14 protein-coding genes are annotated in these 19,259 nt (G+C 65.9%); 9 read left to right on the plus strand and 5 right to left on the minus strand.

All coding sequences use genetic code 11. The features are described 5' to 3' along the window. Positions 1-21: 21 nt before the first annotated feature. The 4 genes from ACZ5MJ_RS07890 to ACZ5MJ_RS07905 all read right to left on the minus strand — a co-directional run bounded on the left by ACZ5MJ_RS07890 (position 22) and on the right by ACZ5MJ_RS07905 (position 8,066). Positions 22-5,577: a trifunctional serine/threonine-protein kinase/ATP-binding protein/sensor histidine kinase gene (locus ACZ5MJ_RS07890; RefSeq protein WP_464223273.1), complete on the minus strand. Its 5,556-nt coding sequence runs from the start codon at positions 5,575-5,577 to the stop codon at positions 22-24. Continuing rightward, on the minus strand, positions 5,574-5,813 hold the full coding sequence (locus tag ACZ5MJ_RS07895; protein WP_464223274.1) for a hypothetical protein: 240 nt from the start codon (positions 5,811-5,813) through the stop codon (positions 5,574-5,576). The genes ACZ5MJ_RS07890 and ACZ5MJ_RS07895 overlap by 4 nt, the downstream gene beginning before the upstream one ends. A 36-nt stretch (positions 5,814-5,849) precedes the next feature. Beyond that, a complete protein-coding gene (locus ACZ5MJ_RS07900) occupies positions 5,850-7,010 on the minus strand; it encodes a YbfB/YjiJ family MFS transporter (RefSeq protein ID WP_464223276.1) in 1,161 nt (386 codons plus the stop codon). A gap of 183 nt (positions 7,011-7,193) precedes the next feature. Beyond that, complete coding sequence (locus ACZ5MJ_RS07905) at positions 7,194-8,066, minus strand: LysR family transcriptional regulator (protein ID WP_464223277.1); 873 nt, start codon at positions 8,064-8,066, stop codon at positions 7,194-7,196. A 342-nt stretch (positions 8,067-8,408) separates the two neighbouring features. Here ACZ5MJ_RS07905 and ACZ5MJ_RS07910 point away from each other — a divergent pair, with 342 nt between their 5' ends. The 9 genes from ACZ5MJ_RS07910 to ACZ5MJ_RS07950 all read left to right on the plus strand — a co-directional run bounded on the left by ACZ5MJ_RS07910 (position 8,409) and on the right by ACZ5MJ_RS07950 (position 17,191). Continuing rightward, positions 8,409-9,353, plus strand: coding sequence for an MBL fold metallo-hydrolase (locus ACZ5MJ_RS07910; protein ID WP_464223278.1), 945 nt, complete (start codon positions 8,409-8,411; stop codon positions 9,351-9,353). Between the two features lie 168 nt (positions 9,354-9,521). Continuing rightward, a complete protein-coding gene (locus ACZ5MJ_RS07915) occupies positions 9,522-10,208 on the plus strand; it encodes a hydrolase (protein ID WP_464223279.1) in 687 nt (228 codons plus the stop codon). Positions 10,209-10,416: 208 nt separating this feature from the next. Further along, positions 10,417-11,238, plus strand: a complete 822-nt coding sequence (locus ACZ5MJ_RS07920) for an alpha/beta fold hydrolase (protein WP_464223679.1) — start codon at positions 10,417-10,419, stop codon at positions 11,236-11,238. A 4-nt stretch (positions 11,239-11,242) separates the two neighbouring features. Continuing rightward, positions 11,243-13,189, plus strand: a complete 1,947-nt coding sequence (locus ACZ5MJ_RS07925; protein WP_464223280.1) for an amidohydrolase — start codon at positions 11,243-11,245, stop codon at positions 13,187-13,189. Between the two features lie 29 nt (positions 13,190-13,218). After that, positions 13,219-13,653, plus strand: a complete 435-nt coding sequence (locus ACZ5MJ_RS07930; protein ID WP_464223281.1) for a DoxX family protein — start codon at positions 13,219-13,221, stop codon at positions 13,651-13,653. Next, positions 13,650-15,269, plus strand: a complete 1,620-nt coding sequence (locus ACZ5MJ_RS07935; RefSeq protein WP_464223282.1) for an MFS transporter — start codon at positions 13,650-13,652, stop codon at positions 15,267-15,269. The genes ACZ5MJ_RS07930 and ACZ5MJ_RS07935 overlap by 4 nt, the downstream gene beginning before the upstream one ends. A 41-nt stretch (positions 15,270-15,310) precedes the next feature. Beyond that, a complete protein-coding gene (locus ACZ5MJ_RS07940) occupies positions 15,311-15,589 on the plus strand; it encodes a XapX domain-containing protein (RefSeq protein WP_464223284.1) in 279 nt (92 codons plus the stop codon). Continuing rightward, a complete protein-coding gene (locus ACZ5MJ_RS07945; protein ID WP_464223680.1) occupies positions 15,576-16,676 on the plus strand; it encodes a porin in 1,101 nt (366 codons plus the stop codon). Before ACZ5MJ_RS07940 ends, ACZ5MJ_RS07945 begins: the two co-directional genes overlap by 14 nt. A 125-nt stretch (positions 16,677-16,801) precedes the next feature. Beyond that, positions 16,802-17,191, plus strand: coding sequence for a response regulator transcription factor (locus ACZ5MJ_RS07950; RefSeq protein ID WP_464223285.1), 390 nt, complete (start codon positions 16,802-16,804; stop codon positions 17,189-17,191). 51 nt (positions 17,192-17,242) lie between these two features. Here ACZ5MJ_RS07950 and ACZ5MJ_RS07955 read toward each other — a convergent pair whose 3' ends face one another. Then, the gene (locus ACZ5MJ_RS07955) at positions 17,243-19,030 is read right to left on the minus strand and encodes an ATP-binding protein (RefSeq protein ID WP_464223286.1); all 1,788 of its coding nucleotides are present in this window, start codon (positions 19,028-19,030) and stop codon (positions 17,243-17,245) included. Positions 19,031-19,259: the final 229 nt, after the last annotated feature.

The following is a 19,259-nucleotide window of genomic DNA, read 5'->3' on the forward strand; positions in this document are numbered from 1 at the left end:
ACCCCGGTCTCGGGCGGAAAGCTAGACTCCGCCGTGGATCGGTATGGTGAACGCGAACATGCTGCCGTACGGCACCAGCGGCGCCGCGCGCAGTTGTCCCTTGTGGTTTTCGATGATCGACCGGCAGATCGACAGCCCCATGCCCATGCCGTTGGCCTTGGTCGTGTAGAAGGGCTGGAAGACCTGTTCAATCAGGTTGTCGCCAATGCCCACGCCGGTGTCGGCCACGCTCAGCTCCAGCGCGGCACTGTCGACGAGGCGCGTGACGATATGCATCACGCGCGGACGGTCGTTCCGCTCGCTCATTGCGTCCAGGGCGTTCACCACCAGGTTCAGGATCACCTGCTGGAGCTGGATGCCGTCGCCGAACACGGTCGGATGTTCGGCATGCAGCGCCAGCTTGACGGCGATGTGGCGCCGCTCGATCTCGCTGCGCGAAATGACCAGGATATGCCGCACGGCCTCGTGGATGTCCACCGGTGCAAGCACGGGCGCGGCATTGCGCGTCAGCGACTGCAAGCTGCGAATCATGTCGCCGGCACGCTGGCCTTCGCTGGCAATGGCCTCCAGGCTTTCGCGTGCATTGGCAATATCGGGAACGGGGCGGGTCAGCCACCGCAGCCCGGCGCCGGCGTTGGAGACGATCGACATCAGCGGCTGGTTGATCTCGTGCGCGATCGACGCGGTAAGCTGTCCGACTGTGGTGGCACGGGCCACGCGAGCCAGGTCGGCCTGCGCGCTGCGCACGGCGTCTTCGGCTTCCCGGCGTGTGGTGATATCGGTGACCGTGCCGACATACACGAGCGTGCCGTCTTCCGCCGGCAGGGGCTCGCCCACGGCTTCCAGGTGGCGTATGGAACCATCCGTGCGGACGATCCGATGCTCGACGCGGATCGGCAGCCACTGTTCGACATGCGTCGTCACCACCTTGCGGATCGCAGCCCTGTCTTCGGGATGCATGCGTGCGACGAAGTCTTCGAAGGCGATCTCGGACTGCGCGGGGTCGAGCTCATAGATGCGCCGCAGCTCTTCCGAGCAATGGAAGCGATCCTGGCGCAGGTCCCAGCGCCAGCTGCCGGTGTGGCTCACTTTCTCGCCCATGACCAGCGAAGCCTCGCTGGCCCGCAAATCACGCTCCACGCTTTTGCGCCGTTCGTTTTCGGAGAGCAGGTCGTCGTACAGACGCGCGGTGCGCAGCGAAATCGCCGCTTGTGCGGCGATCAGCTCCAGCAGCCGCGTCTGATCCAGCGTGAAGGCGTCGCGGAGCAGGCGGTTTTCCAGGTAGAGCGCGCCGATCACTTCGTTGTGCCGCAGCATCGGAATGCAGACGGCCGAGCACTCGGGATGCGCCAGGAGGTAGGGATCCATGACGGACGCGTCAGCGGGTTGAGGCCCGCCCAGCATGGCTACCTGGCCCGAGCGGATGGCCGTATGGAACATCGACAGCGGCAGCGCGTCCGGCGCCAGCCGGTCCTGCACCAGATGCACGCGTATGCCCTCTGTCGAGGTGTCGGCGCACGCCTCCACCAATGGTCCTTCGGGCTGGATGCGTATCAGCAGCCCACGCTGCGCGGTCGCATATTCCAGCGCGACCGTCATCAGCTTGTCGATCAGGCGGTCCAGCCGGATTTCTTCGGTCAACGCCCGCGACGCCTTGATCACGCTTTCGGCGTCAACTGACTGCTGACCGCCGCCCAGGTACCAGGTGCGCGGCGCTGCGGTGTCGACAAGATCGGGATGCTGCGCCTCCATCTGCGCGACCTTGCCGGTGGCGCCCCAGCGCAGATAGTGATCCCGGGCAGCGCGCCGATGCGCCCGTGCCGCCGATCCCAGTCCCAGCGTGCTGCAGTGCCGCGCCGCCCGCTCATAGGCCAGGGCGGCGATCTGCACGAATCCTTGTGCCGCCGCTTGCGCAATCGCCGCTTCGTAGCCGGCCATGGCGCCCAGCGCGTCGCCTTCCAGCCTTGCCAGTTCCGCCTCTACCAGCAGCGCCTTGTCGCTGAACATCGCCGGGTTGGCATCGGCCCAGGTACGGATCTGGCGTGCATCGGCGCGCAGCGTCTGCCATGCCGCCGGGTCCGGCGAGCCGGGCAGGGTGGCGATGGCCAGCGCGCGGTACAGGTGAAAGTCGAGCTGGTGGATGTGGCCCGGCGCCGACCAGGCCAGGCGCGCTGCCCGGTCCAGGCACTGTGCTGCCAGCTCAGGCTGATCCGCGAGAAACAGGATCGTGGCACGATAGAGCCAGTGCCAGAACACGGACGTCGAAAGTCGTTCGCCGGCAGCGCCGTCCGCGGCATCGAAATCGAGCGCGGGGGCGTCCTGGGATGGAAATCCCGCCGTGCGCAGGCCATCGACATAGCGCTGCTGCAACTGCAGGATCTGCTCGACGTCATGAAAGCCGGCACGGCGCACCACTTCCAGCCCGCGCCCGATCTCGGCCTGGATTTCGTCCAGGCGGTCCCCGCGAACCATCATGATGGCGACGATGTGGCAGCACTCGTAGCATGCCGTGGTCAGGTCGCCGTGGGCCATGCCCGAGGCCAGGCCCGCGCGCGCGCACTCCATCGAATACGACAGCGGCTGGGTCCATACGCTGAGCTGGTCCAGGGGCAGAAGCGTGCGGGCTTCGTAGGCGGCGTAGCCATGATGCGTGACCAGCCGGCGGGCCATTTCCCCATAGCGGAAGCCGTCGGCAAAGGCGCCGTAGCGGTGGCAGACCATGACCCCCAGCCACGCCAGTGATGCGGTGGAGGGTGCGGCCATGCCGTGCGCGAGCGTGAGCCGCAGCATTTCGCAATGGCCGAGAAAGGCAAGATTCTCGTCGGTGAAGCTGGCCGGTACCAGCAGCGCGGACAGCAGGCTCATCGCGGCCTCGGTCTCTGCATCGCGAACCTGTGCCAGCGCGATGATCCCGGGCAGCTGGTCCGGCGCCAGCAGCGGGCGGATCGCGTTGTACGACGCGTCGCATACCGCCGCGCCCGGGTGCGGGCTCAGCGCGATGCCGAGCGGACGCAGGCTGGCGATCGCGGTCTCGACGGCAAGCGTGTTCTCCGAGCGGCGCGTATGCATTTCGATCTTGAGCCGGTAGACGCCGGCTTGCTGCAGCAGGCTCGCCGGTTGGTGGATCAGCCGGGAGGCCAGCGCCAGCGCCTCATCGAGGCGTCCTAGCTGGAACCAGCAGGTCGCCTGTTGTTCGAGCAAGGCAAAGTGCAGGACCTGGCCAGCATCCGGCTGTGCGCTGGCCTTGCGCACGAAGGCCATGCCGGCTTCCACATAGCCCAGCGCCGCACCATACGCCGCCGCGCGCCGGGCGCGCAATGCGGCCGTGTGGAACAACCAGGCCACTTCCAGCGCCTCCTCCGGCGTCGTGACCAGTGCCTCGGCCTGCGCCAGCAGGCCGCTGGCACGGAACAGTACGTCGTCGCGCACCTCGTCGCCGACATCGTCGCGCACCCGGGCCGCCAGCAGCCGGCCGGCGCGCAGGCAGACATCGGCATGCTCGGCGGCCGCCAGTCCGGCGTGCGCCGCTTCCTGGACGCGGTCGTGCACAAAGGCATAGGCGCCGTCTTGCGCCAGCAATACCACGCCGGCGGCACGGGCCGGCGCCAGCCGGGCGTGCAGCGCGCGTTCGTTGAGGGCGAAGGTTCCGCACAGCAGGGATATTTCGGCGCGACGGCCCAGGCAAGCCATGCCGCCCAGCAATCGGCGGGTTGCATCGGGCAGGCGGCCCAGGCGCTGCAGCACCAGCGCCGCCACGTTATCGGTCAGCGCATGCTGCGCGATGCGTGGGAGATCGTACTGCCAGCCATCCGCATCGGACGAAAACACGAGCAGCCGGTCATCGACCAGCGTGGTCAGGAACTGGATGACGAAGAAGGGGTTGCCTAGCGTCTTGTCATGTACAAGCCGGGCCAGCGGCAGAAGTGCCCGCGCCGGCGTACGCAAGGTCTCCGCCAGCAGGTTGGCCACGGTCGCCTCGGAAAACCCGTCCAGCACCACGTCGTGTACCGGCACGCTTTGCCGCAGGCGTACCAGCGCATCGGCCCCGGGGGCTCGTGCGCTGCAGACCAGCAGCAGCGGCGGCGGGGCAGGGTGACGCACCAGCCGGGCAAGCAGATGCCGCGACGGTGTGTCCAGCCACTGGCAATCGTCGATCAGCAATACGAACGGGCAGTCCGGGCGCGAGAATGCGCTCACCAGTTGGCGCATCGCAAGATCGACATGGACATCGGCGTCGGTGGTTTCCGAGGCGGGCAGCGGCGGGAAATCGTTCACCAGCAGTCGCAGCGCCGGCGCAATGCTGCACGCCAGTTCACCGTAGGCGCCCAGGCAATGCATCAGGCGTCCTTGCCACGCGCGGACTTCGTCCTCGGGCAGGCCAAGGATCTGGTGGACCAGCCCCTGGAAGGCCTCGGCGACTGGCGCGTATGGCACGTCCTGGCGGAACTGGTCGGCCTTGCCAAGGGCGCACCATGCGCGCTGCGGCCGCAGCGACCTGGCGAAGGCCTGCATCAGCGCGGATTTGCCGATCCCCGACGGGCCCGTCAGCGCCACCGCCGTGGAGCATTTGGCGGTGATCACGCGGCCAAACGCCGCGGACAGTTGGTGCAAGGCGGCATCGCGCGCAAACAGGCCATCGGGCAGGTCGAGGCCGGCGGGCTGATCGCGCTCGCCGGGCGCGAAAGGCGCGATGTCCCCGGTCGCCTGCCACGCTGCCATGCAGCGCCGCAGGTCGACCTCAAGCCCGGCGGCCGACTGGTAGCGGCGGCTCGGGTTCTTGTCGAGCAGCTTGAGCACGACGCGGGAAAGGGGTTCCGGAATCTCCGGGACGATCTTGTGGAGCGGCACCGGCGCACTGGCCACATGGCTGTGGATCCATTCAGCCAGGTCGCCCGGATTCCTGGCGACGAGCGGCAACTGCCCGGTCAGCAACTGATAGAGGATCACGCCAAGCGAGTACAGGTCGCTGCGGGCATCGATGGCATGGCGTGTACGGCCGGTATGCTCTGGCGACATGTAGGCCGGCGCTTCGCCACCCATCATCATCGCCGCGGGCTGCGCGTGGCTGGCGTCATGGTGACCCGGCCCACCGGACTGGCGCACCGCAAAGCCGAAATGGCCGATACGGCATTGACCCGCCGCATCGATGAACAGGCTGGACGGGGTCACCGCCCGGTGGATCAGGCCGCTCTCATGCGTGGATTTCAGCGCGGCGGTGGCGCCGAGTGCAATGCCCAGTACGCGTCCCACGGTCTGGCGCCCTGGCAGCAACCTGACCAAAGGGTCGTCGGCGCGATCGTCATAAAGCGAGGCTATGCCGCTCCGGTAGTGGCTGATGCCGCGCGGAACCAGCGCCCAGTCATCGCGCAGCAGCGTGCGCAGCGCGTATTCGTTTCGGATACGGTGCGCGGCATCGCATTCCACCTGGTTCGACGCGGCATGCGCGATCAATACGCTCCCGCCAGTGGATGCATGAATGCCGCGCGAGAAGGCGACGATGCCATCCTGATGGATCGTCTCGAAACGATAGTCGGATAACGCGATAGCGTCTGGCTGGCCGATATTGTCGGTCGTCATGGTGCGGCGCTGAGGGTGGCCAGGTCGAGGAGGCGCACGTGTTGTCCTGTGGCATGGCTGACGCAAACGTCGTCGGTGACAATGGCGAACACGGGAATGGCTGTCACGCGAAATCTTTCAATAGTCATGGCCGATGACAGGGATTCCAACGCGTCCACTGCCCGCCTGGACAGCATAGCCCCGTCGGACTGCGCTTCGTATAATACCGAGATATTAGCGCCCCTGCCCGCCGCCATCAGATGGTCTCCTCCAGATCCGGAACAGGACAAGCGTCACGGTCGGGTGTCGCGAGCGCCGCGCGTAAAGCGCTTCAGGCCAGCCAGTTCTGCCAGCAGTGCGATCGCAAGTGCCGCCACGGCTATGCCAAACAGCACGCGATGGTGGCCGCCCGTTGCCGCGAAGATCCCGGAGTAGGCATAGCCAGCCACGGCCTGGAATGTCGCAAAGCTTATGGTCGCGCGGCTCCAAGCCTGATTCTGGGCATGCTCATCGTGCGGAATCAGCTCGTGAATCCTCGTCAGCGCCAGTGGTACGATGCCCGGCGGAAACGTGCCGATAAACAAGGTGGCAATGGCCAGCCAGGTCTGATGATTTGCCAGCCAGAGCACAGCCACGGCCGCCGACTGTACCAGCAACACGATCCGCAAGCCCGCGCGCGCACCGAGGCGATCCGCCAGCCAGCCATAGAGCGGCGGGCCCATCATCGCGCCCACGCCATAGATGACCCAAAAGCGCGCACCGGCATGGGCGCCTGCTCCGAGACCCCGCGCCACGAAGTCCACCAGGAACACCATCGCCGGCACCAGTGCGACTGCCATCAGTCCGTATTGTCCAAACAGCAGCACGACTTTTGCGTCCATGGCGGCGCCGCGTTGCGGGCCATGCGGGGCACGCTGCCGGGCATGATGCTCGGGCCAGGCAAACCACGTGACAGCGGTCAAGGCAGCGGCAATCGCTGCCAGGCCGAGCCAGGTGGTGCGCAGGCCAAAATCGAGCAGGACGGGCACGATGGTGCCCGAACCGGCGATGCCTGCGCCGATGCCGAGGAAGATGGCGCCTCCGGCGACGCCGCGCCGCTCACGGGGTACATGGGGCAACACTGTAGCGGCAACGAGCACCATGATTGCGCCTCCGGAGATCCCCGAGAGCAGTCGCCACGTGAAATACCATGGGACAGACAACGGCCAGGCACAGGCAACGAACGCAATCGTGACAATCACCATCATGGAGCGCAGCGCGGATACGCTTGACAGACGCCGCGCCAAAGGATGGCCGATCAGCGCACCAATGAGGTAACCCGCCAGGTTGGCGGCACCCAGGAACACAACTTTCGACGGCGAGAACCAGTGCGCCTCAATCAGCGGCGGCACCAGGGGTGCATAGGCAAAACGGGCCAGGCCGATGCTGACCAGGCTGGCGGCAAATCCAGCCATGATGTATTGCCACACGCGCGGAGCGTCCGGCGTAGCCGCCAGCGCCGCAGGGGCGGTACGGAATCTCATTGGGCACCTTTACTTTTCCAGAAGCGACCATCAAAGGTCACGATGTGGCCAGTATAGGAATGCCCGAAACGGTCTGGATGCGGCACTTTGCCGGAGGTCCAATGCAAATTTGCATCACGGCGTGTTGCGGAAGGCCTCAACCACGACGTCCATGACGGCGCGGACCCGCGCTGTATGTCGAAGGTCCTGGTGAGTCACAAGCCATACCTCATATCCGCCCGTGCGCTCGTGTCCGGGCCAGATCCGGATCAGCCCGTCGCGCTCGGCAAGCGCCGTCGGTACTTCCCCAATTGCCATGCCTGTGCGAATCATCGTGCGCAGCATCAGGCTCGAATTGACGCCAGAGACCAGCCGCCCCGCATGAATGGACTCGCCCACCAGCGTGGGCGGGCGGCTGGTTGCCAGGTACGGTTCGTAGAAGACCAGGTCATGTCCTGCGAAACCCTCGCCGGGCGTCGGCTCGCCGTGGCGCGCCAGGTATTCTTGCGACGCATAGAGCCCGATCGGCCAACGCGCCAGCCGCCTCGCCACCAGATCGGGGCTCTCGGGCTTTATATTGCGGATGGCGATGTCGGTCTCGCGCCTGGCAAGGCTGAGCATCTGCGTGGAGGTATTGAGCATGATGCGCACCTCCGGGTGCCCGGCATGCAGTCGGGCGATGGCCGGAATCACGAACTCCAGCGCGAGCGAGTCAGTGGTGGTCACCTTGACCTCGCCGGCCAGCCGGTTGTCCCCGCCCTGGGCCTGGCGCACCAACTCGTTGGCGAATTCTTCGATCTTCTGCGCCGAACGCAGCACCTTCTCGCCGGCCGGCGTCAGCACATAGCCCCCCGATGTCCGCAAGAACAGCGTGGCGCCCAGCGCGTGCTCCAGCGCGACCAGCCTTCGCCCCACCGTGGCCTGGTCCACACCCGCCGCTTTCCCGGCGCGGCGCAGCGTGCCTTGGCGATGTATCGCCAGAAAGATGCGTGTGTCGTCCCAGTTCACTGGTGGCGCTGCCCGTCATTCCCGATCGCGCGAATTGGAGCACAGCTCCCGCAGGCATACCACCCATACCATGGTGTTAATGCCAGCGACCTGGCAAGGCGCGATCATCCCCTGGATGCGAGCCTGGCGACGACCCTGTAGGGGTGTCTATGGCGAAGTCGCAATCGGGCATCTGCGCCACGTGCGCTTCCAACCAATGAGATTACGCCAATGGCCCGCCCCCGTTTCATGTGCGTCCGCGCAATTCTCCTGATCGTCGCCGGGCTTGCAGACCTGCTTGCGCCTGGCATCGTGTGCGCAGCCGCGCCACAGGCCCGCTTCCAGGCCCCTGGCTTCTACCGCATGATGCTCGGCGACTTTGAGATCACGGCACTGCTCGACGGCACCCACCCGTTTCCGGCACAGCAGGTGCTGAGCCGGCCTTCGGGCGCTCCCGACAGCCGTGCGCAGGTGTCGCTGGCGCAGGCGAGCCCAGGCGAGGCCGAGGCACTGCTGGCCGCGGCGCATCTGTCCGCACCGGTCGAAGGATCGATCAACGCCTTCCTGATCAACACCGGAAGGCGCCTGGTGTTGATTGATAGCGGCGCCGGTACATTGTATGGCGCAGAAGGCGGGCATCTTCTCGCAAGCCTCGAGGCCTCGGGCTATCTGCCGGGGCAGATAGACGACGTGCTATTGACTCATCTGCACGCCGACCATGTCGGCGGTATCGTCAAGGATGGCCGCATGGCATTTCCCAATGCCACGATCCATGTTGCCCAGCGCGATGCCGATTACTGGCTGAGCCCGGCCATTCGCGCGAACGCGCCAGCCTTTCTGCTGCCGATGTTCGATGGCGCCATGGCGTCGCTCAGGCCCTATGTCGCGGCGCAACGGTTGAAGACATTCAATGCCGACGCCGATATCGTACCCGGCATCCGCGCGGAAGCCGATCCCGGCCACACGCCGGGCCATAGCATCTATCGGGTAACGAGTACGGGACAGGTCTTGCTGGTCTGGGGCGACACTGTGCATGTAGCGCCGGTGCAGTTTCCCGATCCGGGCGTGACTGTGCGCTACGACAGCGACGCTGCACAGGCCGCGCAACAGCGCCTGCGGCTATTCGCGGACGCCGCGCAGCGAGGCTACTGGGTTGCGGCGGCGCATATCGCTTTCCCTGGCCTTGGCCATATCGCCACCAATGCGCACGGCTTCCAGTGGCTTCCCGCGAACTACACCACGCAACTGAAAGCCGCGCCGGCATACGCTGAGCATTCGCATCAATCAGCGGAACGTACCGGCAACTAATACGAAAGGCTGATGGCCGCCGCGGCGAGGGCTGTCTAGTCTTGCACCCGGTGGCATCGTGCGATTCCCGCTGACGGGAAGACCGCGCTTCGAAGCCATCCGGCGGACCGTCCAGCGCATGCTGCGACGCCCGCTCTTCGCCCCCAACCGTGATAGAGGAATCAGACCATGTCGAACCCCAAGCTCGAAGTCCTGACCCCGCAAAACAGCCAGCTCATCATCATCGACCATCAGCCCCAGATGGCCTTCGGCGTGCAGTCGATGGACCGCCAGGCGCTGAAGAACAACGTGGTGGGGCTGGCCAAGGCCGCGAAGATCTTCAATATCCCGACCACCATCACGACGGTGGAAAGCGAGTCGTTCTCGGGCTACACATACCCGGAGATCCTCGATGTCTTTCCGAATGCGAAGACGCTCGAGCGGACCTCGATGAACTCGTGGGACGACCAGAAGGTACGTGACGCGCTGAAAGCCAACGGCCGCAACAAGGTCGTCGTGGCCGGGCTGTGGACCGAAGTCTGCAATACGACCTTCGCCCTGTGCGCGATGCTGGAAGGCAACTACGAGATCTACATGGTGGCCGATGCCTCGGGTGGCACCAGCAAGGAAGCGCACGACTACGCGATGCAGCGCATGGTGCAGGCCGGCGTCGCGCCGATGACCTGGCAGCAGGTGCTGCTCGAATGGCAGCGCGACTGGGCCCACCGCGATACGTATGATGCCGTGATGAAGCTGGTCAAGGAGCACTCGGGTGCCTACGGCATGGGCGTGGACTACGCCTACACGATGGTCCACAAGGCGGCGCAGCGCACCGCCACACCGCACGAGTCGCTGGCCCCGGTCCCGGCCCGCTGATCATTCGCACGCCAAACGAGCCATTTGCATGAACGCAGACAAGAACACACAGGAAGCGGGACACTCGCCGTCGCGGCGCAAGGTGCTCGTCTCCGGCGCGGGCACGGTCGGTGCTGCCGCCGTGGCCGCCGTCACGACTTTCGGCGCCCCCGATGCCAATGCAGCCGGCAAGACGGGCGCGCCTCGCCATTCCGGAGGACCAGGACAGATGAACTACATCACCAGCAGGGACGGTACCCAGATCTTCTACAAGGACTGGGGCTCCGGGCGTCCGGTCGTGTTCTCGCACGGCTGGCCGCTCGATGCCGATGCGTGGGATGCCCAGATGCTGTTTCTCGTGGGCAAGGGCTTCCGCGTGATCGCGCACGATCGTCGCGGCCATGGCCGTTCGGGCCAGCCGGCGCAGGGCAACAATATGGACACGTACGCCGACGATCTGGCCGCGCTGATGGACGCACTCGACCTGAAGGGTGCCACGCTGGTCGGCCATTCCACCGGCGGTGGCGAGGTGGCGCACTACATCGGCCGCCACGGGACCAAGCGGGTTGCCGGGGCCGTGCTGATCGGCGCCGTGCCGCCAATCATGGCCAGGACAGCGGCCAACCCCAACGGCCTGCCGCTGGACGTCTTCGATGGCATCCGCAAGGGCGTGGCCGAGAACCGGTCGCAGTTCTACAAGGATCTGGCCGTGCCGTTCTTCGGCTTCAACCGCCCGGGCGCCAAGGTCTCGCAGGGCACCATCGATACCTTCTGGGCGCAAGGCATGGCTGGCGGCATCCTGGGCCAGTACGCGTGCATCAAGGAGTTCTCGGAGGTGGATTACACCGAGGACCTGAAGAAGATCACGGTGCCAACGCTGATCCTGCATGGCGATGACGACCAGATCGTGCCCATCGACAATTCGGCCCGGCTGTCGGCAAAGATTGTCAGGAACGCCACGCTCAAGGTGTACCCGGGCGCGTCGCACGGCATGTGCGTGATCAACGCCGACCAGGTCAACGCCGACCTGCTGGCCTTCCTGAACGCATAAGCCAATGTCAGTCACCCGCCGGCAATTCATCGCTTCGGCCGCCGCCATCGGCGCGGCAGCCTCTTCGGAGCTTCTCGCCATGTCACCGACCCCGACTCCCGATCTCATCCTTGTCAACGGCAAGTTCACCACGCTGGACCGCGCCAATCCGCAAGCCGACGCCGTCGCCATCCATGAAGGCCGTTTCGTCAGCGTGGGCGCGCGCCAGGAGATCATGAAGCTGGCGTCGAAGCAGACCACGGTGATCGACCTGAATGGCCGGCGGGTCATTCCCGGGCTGATCGACAGCCATATGCATATCATCCGCGGCGGCCTGAACTACAACATGGAGCTGCGCTGGGACGGCGTGCGGTCGCTGGCCGACGCCATGCGCATGCTCAAGGCCCAGGTGGATCGCACTCCGGCGCCGCAATGGGTGCGCGTGGTGGGCGGCTTCACCGAGCACCAGTTCGCCGAGAAGCGCCTGCCCACCATCGAGGAACTGAACGCGGTGGCGCCGGACACGCCGGTGTTCATCCTGCACTTGTACGACCGCGCCATCCTGAACGGCGCCGCGCTGCGCGCGGTGGGCTACAACAAGGACACGCCCAATCCGCCGGGCGGCGAGATCGTGCGGGACGCAAGCGGCAATCCCTCCGGCCTGCTGCTGGCCAAGCCCAACGCAACGATCCTCTATGCCACCCTGGCCAAGGGCCCGAAGCTGCCGCTCGAGTACCAGAAGAACTCGACGCGCCATTTCATGCGCGAGGTGAATCGCCTTGGTGTTACCGGGGTGATCGATGCCGGCGGGGGCTACCAGAACTACCCCGAGGACTACAGCGTCATAGAGGAACTGCACAAGGAAGGCCAGCTCACGGTGCGGCTCGCGTACAACCTGTTCACGCAGAAGCCCAAGGAGGAACTGAATGACTTCAAGACGTGGACGTCGGCGGTCAGGCCGGGCCAGGGCGACGACCTGTATCGTCACAACGGCGCCGGGGAAATGCTCGTCTATACGGCCGCGGACTTCGAGGATTTTCGCGTCGAGCGACCGGACATGCCCCCGTCGATGGAGGCGGATCTGGAGCCGGTGATCCGCCTGCTGGCCGAGAAGCGCTGGCCGTGGCGGCTGCATGCCACCTATGACGAGACCATTTCGCGTGCGCTCAATGTCTATGAGAAGGTGGCGCGCGACATCCCGTTCAGCGGCCTGAACTGGTTCTTCGATCACGCCGAAACCATCTCCGACCGCAATATCGACCGTATCGCCGCGCTTGGTGGCGGTATCGCCGTGCAGCACCGCATGGCCTACCAGGGCGAATACTTCGTCGAGCGCTATGGCGCGCGCGCCGCCGAGGCGACGCCGCCGGTGAAGAAAATGCTGGAGAAGGGCGTCAAGGTCGGCGCCGGCACCGACGCCACGCGCGTGGCCTCCTACAACCCGTGGGTGTCGCTTTACTGGCTGACCACCGGCAAGACCGTGGGCGGCATGGCGATGTACCCGCAGGCCAACCTGCTCGACCGCGAGACCGCGCTGCGGCTGTGGACCGAGGCCAATACCTGGTTCTCGTCCGAAACCGGCAAGAAGGGCCAGATCAAGGCGGGCCAGCTGGCCGACCTGGCGGTGCTGTCCGCCGACTACTTCGCGGTGCCCGGCGACGACATCCAGGACATCACGTCGGTGCTGACCGTGCTCGGCGGCAAGGTCGTCTACGGCGACAGCGAGTTTGGCAGGCATTCGCCGCAGATCCCGCCGGCGATGCCGGACTGGTCGCCGGCCCGCCACGGCAGCCAGTACCAGCCGCGCCCACAGGCCCAGGCCCGCGCACTGGCGCTGAATACGGCCTGCGGTTGTGCTTCCTCGTGCGGCGTGCATGGCCATGCGCATGCGAAAGCCTGGACCTCGAACGTGCCGGCCTCGGATGAAAGCACGTTCTGGGGCGCGCTGGGCTGCTCCTGCTGGGCATTCTGAGCGCGCGCCAACCTGAACGGAGACCGGGCATGCAACCTTCGACGCCTTCACTGGCAACCGTCGGCGAAGCACCACGGCACCTGCCGGGCTGGCTGCGCTGGATCGCGCTGTTGTTGCTGTGCGCGGCCTACCTCCAGGGCGGCCTGGTCAAACTGTTTGACTTCCCGGGCGCGGTGGCCGAGATGCAGCACTTCGGCCTGTCACCGGCGGCGCCGCTGGCCGCGGCAACGATTGTGCTGGAGCTCGGCGCCTCAGTGATGATCCTGCTCGGCCGCTGGCGCTGGCTTGGCGCGCTGGCGCTGGCCGCGTTCACGCTGGCGGCGACGTTCATGGCCAACCGCTTCTGGAGCGCGCCGCCCGAAGCCCGGTTCATGCTGGCCAATGCGTTCTTCGAGCACCTGGGCCTGGTCGGCGCTTTCGTGCTGGTGGCGTGGGAAGACCTGCGCGCACCGGGGCGGCCGTGACGCAATCCGCTGCGACCACCCTGGACCAGGCACCGGGCGGCACCTTCGCCCCGCTGGCCCGGCCCACCTTCGCTGTGCTGTGGGTCGCCACGATCCTCGGCAATGTCGGCAGCTTCATGCGCGACGTGGCCAGCGCATGGCTGGCCACCGACCTGTCGAGTTCGCCGGCTGCGGTCGCCACCATCCAGGCCGCATCGACGCTGCCGGTGTTCCTGCTCGCCATTCCCGCCGGGGTGTTGTCCGACATCCTCGACCGCCGCCGCTTCCTGATCGTGATCCAGATCGGCCTGGCCCTGGTCAGCGGCACGCTGATGCTGCTGGCCTGGCGTCAGGCGCTGACCATCGAGGTCCTGGTCGCGCTGGCGTTTGCGGGCGGCATCGGCGCGGCGATGATGGGGCCGACCTGGCAGTCGATCGTGCCGGAACTGGTCCCGCAGAATGCGCTGCGCCAGGCCGTGGCGCTCAACTCGCTCGGCGTGAACATCGCGCGTGCGATCGGGCCGGCAACGGGCGGCCTGCTGCTCGCGGCATTCGGCGCGGCAACGACTTACGGCGTCGACCTGTTCAGTTATGTTTTCGTGATCGCCGCGCTGATCTGGTGGCGGCGCCCGGAGCGGCCGGTCGATCCGTTGCGCGAGCACTTCTTCAGCGCCTTCCGTGCCGGCATGCGCTTCACGCGCGCGCACCGCAAACTGCACGTGGTGCTGGCGCGCACCGCCGTGCACTTCGCCTTCGGCAGCAGCGTGTGGGCGCTGTTGCCACTGGTTGCTCGGCAGTTGCTTCACGGCGGCGCCGGACTCTATGGCGTGATGCTCGGGGGCGTGGGTGCGGGCGCCATCCTCGGCGCGCTGGCGATGCCGGCATTGCAGAGACGACTCGACGCCGACGGGCTGGTGCTGCTGTCCGCCATCGCGACGGCACTGGTGATGGCGGCGCTGTCCCTGGCGCCGCCGGTGTGGCTGGCGCTGCTGCTGCTCTTGCTGCTGGGCGCCGCGTGGATCATGGCGCTGACCACATTCGGCGGCGTCGCGCAGGCGATTCTGCCCAACTGGGTGCGCGGTCGCGCGCTGGCGGTCTACCAGATGGTCTTCAACGGTGCGCTGGCTGGCGGCAGCCTGCTCTGGGGCTTTGTCGCGCAGGGGCTCGGCACCCCGCAGGCGCTGTTGATCGCCGGCGCCGGACTGGTTGTCGCGGCCCTGGCGCTGCACCGCCTGCGGCTGCCGCGTGGCGAGGAAGACCTCGGCCCCGCGCGCCACTGGCCCGAGCCGGAAATGGCCGACGAGATCGGGCACGATCGCGGCCCGGTGATGATCCTGATCGAGTACCGCATTCCTGCGGCCAATCGCGACGGATTCCTGCACGCCGTGCACAAGCTCTCCGAGGAGCGATTGCGTGATGGCGCGTTCAGCTGGGGCGTGATGGAGGATCCGGGCAATCCCGAGCTCATGACGGAGTGGTTCCTGGTCGAGTCATGGGCCGAGCACTTGCGCCAGCACCGGCGCGTACCGAACGCCGACGCCGATCTGCAGCGCGAAGTGACTGGCTTTCACGCCGGCGCCGAGCCCCCGCGCGTACGGCATCTGCTGGGCGTAGGACTGCCCCCGGACAAGCACTGAACCTCCTGATCATGTTTCCGTTTCCGTAGTGAGAGGCCCGTATGAAGCTCTATCTTGTTTCCCTGGCTGCCGGCATTCTGGTCGGCATCATCTATGCGCTGATGCAGGTCCGCTCGCCGGCCCCGCCCGTTGTGGCGCTGATCGGCCTGCTCGGCATGCTGATCGGCGAGCAGGTGGTGCCGCCGATCAAGCGCATGATCGCCGGCGAGCCGGTTACCGTGGCATGGTTCCACAAGGAATGCATGCCAAAGATCACCGGCACGCCTGGTCCGACTCTGACTGCTGAGAGCAATACGAATGGCGAGAATGCCGCGCGTTAGTCTGCAACCCTGCCTTTGCACGGTGCTTTTCCTGTTGAGCACATCTGCATTCGGCGAAAGTACCGTGACCATCTATGGCCGCCTGAACACTGCGCTCGAATACTCGCGTGCCAGCACCGCCACCGATGGCACGTCGTCAGGTAGTGTCGTTCGGCAGACCAATTATCGTTCGGTGTGGGGCCTGCGCGGCGAGGAAGGGCTGGGTGGCTCCTTGAAGGCGGTCTGGCAGATCGAGAGCAACCTGTCCCTGGACACGGGCCAGGGCCAGATCGCCGGCCGCAACTCTCGCATCGGCCTGCAAGGCGACTATGGCCTCTTTTTCATGGGGCACTGGCATACACCGTATACGGAGGCCACCATGGCTTACGATCCGTACTACCCGACCACGGCCGGCTACATGGCGTTGATCGGGAACGGTTCCACGTCGAGCTCCAACAACGTGCAGGACACCAGCTCGTTCGACCGCCGCCAGCAGAACATTGTGCAGTACCGTTCACCACGGCTGGCAGGCGCCAGCCTTTGGCTGGGCGTCGGGGTGCCGGAGGAAAAACTCACGGTCCCGCGCAATCCCGCGCTGTATTCAGCTGCGCTTGTCCTCGACCGCGGTCCTCTGAATGCAACCGTGGCGTACGAAGTCCACCACAATTACCAGGCTGCCGGCCGCAACGACGATGCCCTGAAGTTTGGCCTGGCCTACCAGATATTTTCCGGCACGCGTGTCGCCGCGGTCTACGAACACTTGCACTACCGAACCGACACCGGCAGCCTCCAGCGCAATGCGTTCTATACCTCATTGGTGCAGCAACTTGGTACCGGCAGTGCGCGCATTGGCTTCGCTTATGCGGCCAATGGCACCGGTACATCGACGCAGACCATCGGCAATTTCCGCAGCGGAGCGCAAACAGGCGCCATTCAGTTCACGATAGGGTACGAGTATCCGTTGTCAAAGCGCACGGCGCTGTACACGTACTACAGCCGGATCGAGAACAAGAAGAATGCGATCTACGACTTTGCCATCAATCAGCTGGGCATTCACGCTGGTGCCGTTCCGCAGACGCTGGCGCTGGGCATGCGGCACAATTTCTAGGTACGGCGGTATTGGACAATACTTCAGTACTATTGGGCGCCGCGGTCGACGGCAGTATGCTGAAGGCTAGCGGTGGCCAGGGCTCGGCGTTTCCCGTCACCGCGATGACCAAGTGAGGATTTCGTGTGACTGCTACACCCGTGATCGCGATCGTTGACGACGATGCTTCCGTCAGAGATGCCATGGGACGGCTGGTGCGCTCTTATGATTTCGGCGCCGAACTATTCAGTGGCGGATTGGACCTGTTGCAGTCTGCCGCGCTGGACAGAATCGCCTGCGTGATCACGGATGTGGTCATGCCCGGCATGAACGGCTTCGCACTCTTCGAAGCATTGCGCGCACGCGGCTTCGACAAGCCGGTCATTTTCATGACCGGCTTTGCTGAAGAGGGCTCCGAGCAGCGCGCGCTGGCAGCGGGCGCGGCCTGCTTTCTCAGGAAGCCGTTTCAGGATACGGACATCATCCGATGCATTGAGCAAGCCCTGCTGGCGCGCGGGGGCGAGCCGCCGCCCTGAGACAAGGGGCGCCGGCGGGAGGGGCAGGGTCCGGCCGCTCCGTGGTTCGTGTCAGATCTGGTCCTCTTGAGCCGGCAGGACGAACTGGAAGACGGCCCCGAACGGCGCATTCGCGCGCGCCCACAGCCGGCCCCGGTGCGCCTCTACGATCGATCTGCAGATCGCCAGGCCCATGCCCAGGCCTTCCGCCTTCGTGGTGTAGAACGCCTCGAACATCCGCTCCAGGGACTCTGGCGCGAGCCCGATGCCGGTATCCTGAACCGCGACCAGCGCGGCCCCGGAGGCGTCGCGCCGCGACTGGATCAGCAGTTCCCGGGGGTGCCCCGTCACCTCTTTCATTGCCTCGATGCCATTCAACATGAGGTTCAGCAGCACCTGCTGCAAATGCACCCGATCGCCGGCCACCGACGGCAGGTCAGGTGCCAGCTCGGTCCGAACCAGGATCTGATGGCGAATCAACTCGCCGTGGACAAGGGCCCTGGCGTCTTCGATGAGCCCGTTCAGGTCCAGCCGCACAGTGGCGGCGGTCGTCTTCCTGAACAGCGCGCGCATTCCCCCGATCACCGAGCCGGCCCGATGCCCGGCCTGGACGATGCTTCCCACCGCGTCCCGTACCTCGGCAAGATCGGGCGGCTGGCGGTCGAGCCAGCGCAGGGCCGAGTTGGCGTTGGTGACGATGGTGGCCAGGGGCTGGTTGACCTCGTGGGCGATCGAGGCGGTCAGCGCGCTCAGCGTGGTCACGCGCGTGACATGGGCGAGCTGCGCCTGCGCCTGATGCAACGCATCCTCGGCACGCTTGCGCTCGGTGAGATTGAGCACGAAGGACAAGCCCTGGTCCTTACCCGCTTCAAAAGTTGCCGATCCGATCAGCACCGGCACGCGGCTGCCATCCTTATGGACGAATTCTTTCTCGAACGGCGGCACAGCCCCGTTCAGCTTGAATTCCTGCGCCAGCCTTGCGTCGCGCTCGTGCCATTCCGGGGGCGTCAGGTCTGCCCAACTGAGGCCAGCCGACGCGAGGTCATCTCGGTCGTAGCCCAGCATGTCGAGGAAGGCTTCGTTGGCCTCGAGAATGCGGCCATCCAGGCGCCAGATGAAGATCCCGATGAAGTTGGCCTTGACCAGGCGTTGGATCGTGGCTTCGCGTTGCCTCAGGTCGCGGTACCGATAGGCATTTTCCAGCGCGATCGCCGCCTGCGAGGCGAGCAGCTTCAGCACCGCGGTCCGTTTCGGCGCGAAGGCCTGGGGCGCAAGGAAGTTCTCCAGGTAGAGCACCCCGACCAGCCTGGCCTGGATCAGCAATGGCAGGCAAAGCATCGATCGGGGGTGACGCCGCAGGATGTACGGATCGGCTGAAAACGGGCTCAGTGCCGTGGCATGGTCAAGGTTGATGTTCTCGCGGGTGCGCAGCACATGCCGGAGCATCGATACCGGCAGCTCAGTTGTTGTCACGCTCTGGTCGCGCAGATGCACAGCGACGGCATCGCCACAGGTCGCCGCCTCGGCGACGACGCGCTGGTCGGTGCCCCGGGGCAGGATCAGCAATCCCCGCTGCGCGCCGGCCAGTTCAATCGCGGTGCGCATGAGGCTGTCGAGCAGCTTGTCCAGCTCGACCTCGCCCGACACGGCCTGCGACACGGCAATGACGGTGGCCAGGTCCAGGTGTTCGACGGGTACCCCTGGCGATGTCGTCGGGGCGGGCGCTTGCGCCTCGCCGCAGCGGGGCGCGAACGCGGGCCCGGGCGCCTGGTCGGAATAGCGCTCAAAGTGCGCCTCGTCGAAGCTGGCATCATTGGATGAGCCGAAGACCGGGGTCAGTCCGCGCAGGGTGGCAGTCACGGGGGGCCTTTACTTGGGATTCGTGGAAGGCGCAGGTTGTACTGACTCCGAGCTGGAGTTGTACCGCGCCCCTGCACCAATGTACGTGCACGGTCAGTCCATTGGCTTGAACGCCTGTGCTCTCGTTTGTCCGATTGTGTGCAGAACGGATTCAGGCAATGGCGCGGCGCACAAAAGCCCAACCGGAAAACCGGGAGGCCTAGGGCCTGTTCACATATAAAACGTGCGC

It is taken from the genome of Cupriavidus sp. LA-1, from assembly GCF_055385985.1.

Bases quoted from the DNA above. Each gene is read 5' to 3' on its own strand.
- ACZ5MJ_RS07890 (WP_464223273.1), bottom strand. From the start codon at position 5,577: ATGACGACCGACAATATCGGCCAGCCAGACGCTATCGCGTTATCCGAC.
- ACZ5MJ_RS07895 (WP_464223274.1), bottom strand. From the start codon at position 5,813: ATGGCGGCGGGCAGGGGCGCTAATATCTCGGTATTATACGAAGCGCAG.
- ACZ5MJ_RS07900 (WP_464223276.1), bottom strand. From the start codon at position 7,010: ATGGCTGGATTTGCCGCCAGCCTGGTCAGCATCGGCCTGGCCCGTTTT.
- ACZ5MJ_RS07910 (WP_464223278.1), top strand. From the start codon at position 8,409: ATGATGCTCGGCGACTTTGAGATCACGGCACTGCTCGACGGCACCCAC.
- ACZ5MJ_RS07915 (WP_464223279.1), top strand. From the start codon at position 9,522: ATGTCGAACCCCAAGCTCGAAGTCCTGACCCCGCAAAACAGCCAGCTC.
- ACZ5MJ_RS07920 (WP_464223679.1), top strand. From the start codon at position 10,417: ATGAACTACATCACCAGCAGGGACGGTACCCAGATCTTCTACAAGGAC.
- ACZ5MJ_RS07925 (WP_464223280.1), top strand. From the start codon at position 11,243: ATGTCAGTCACCCGCCGGCAATTCATCGCTTCGGCCGCCGCCATCGGC.
- ACZ5MJ_RS07930 (WP_464223281.1), top strand. From the start codon at position 13,219: ATGCAACCTTCGACGCCTTCACTGGCAACCGTCGGCGAAGCACCACGG.
- ACZ5MJ_RS07940 (WP_464223284.1), top strand. From the start codon at position 15,311: ATGAAGCTCTATCTTGTTTCCCTGGCTGCCGGCATTCTGGTCGGCATC.
- ACZ5MJ_RS07945 (WP_464223680.1), top strand. From the start codon at position 15,576: ATGCCGCGCGTTAGTCTGCAACCCTGCCTTTGCACGGTGCTTTTCCTG.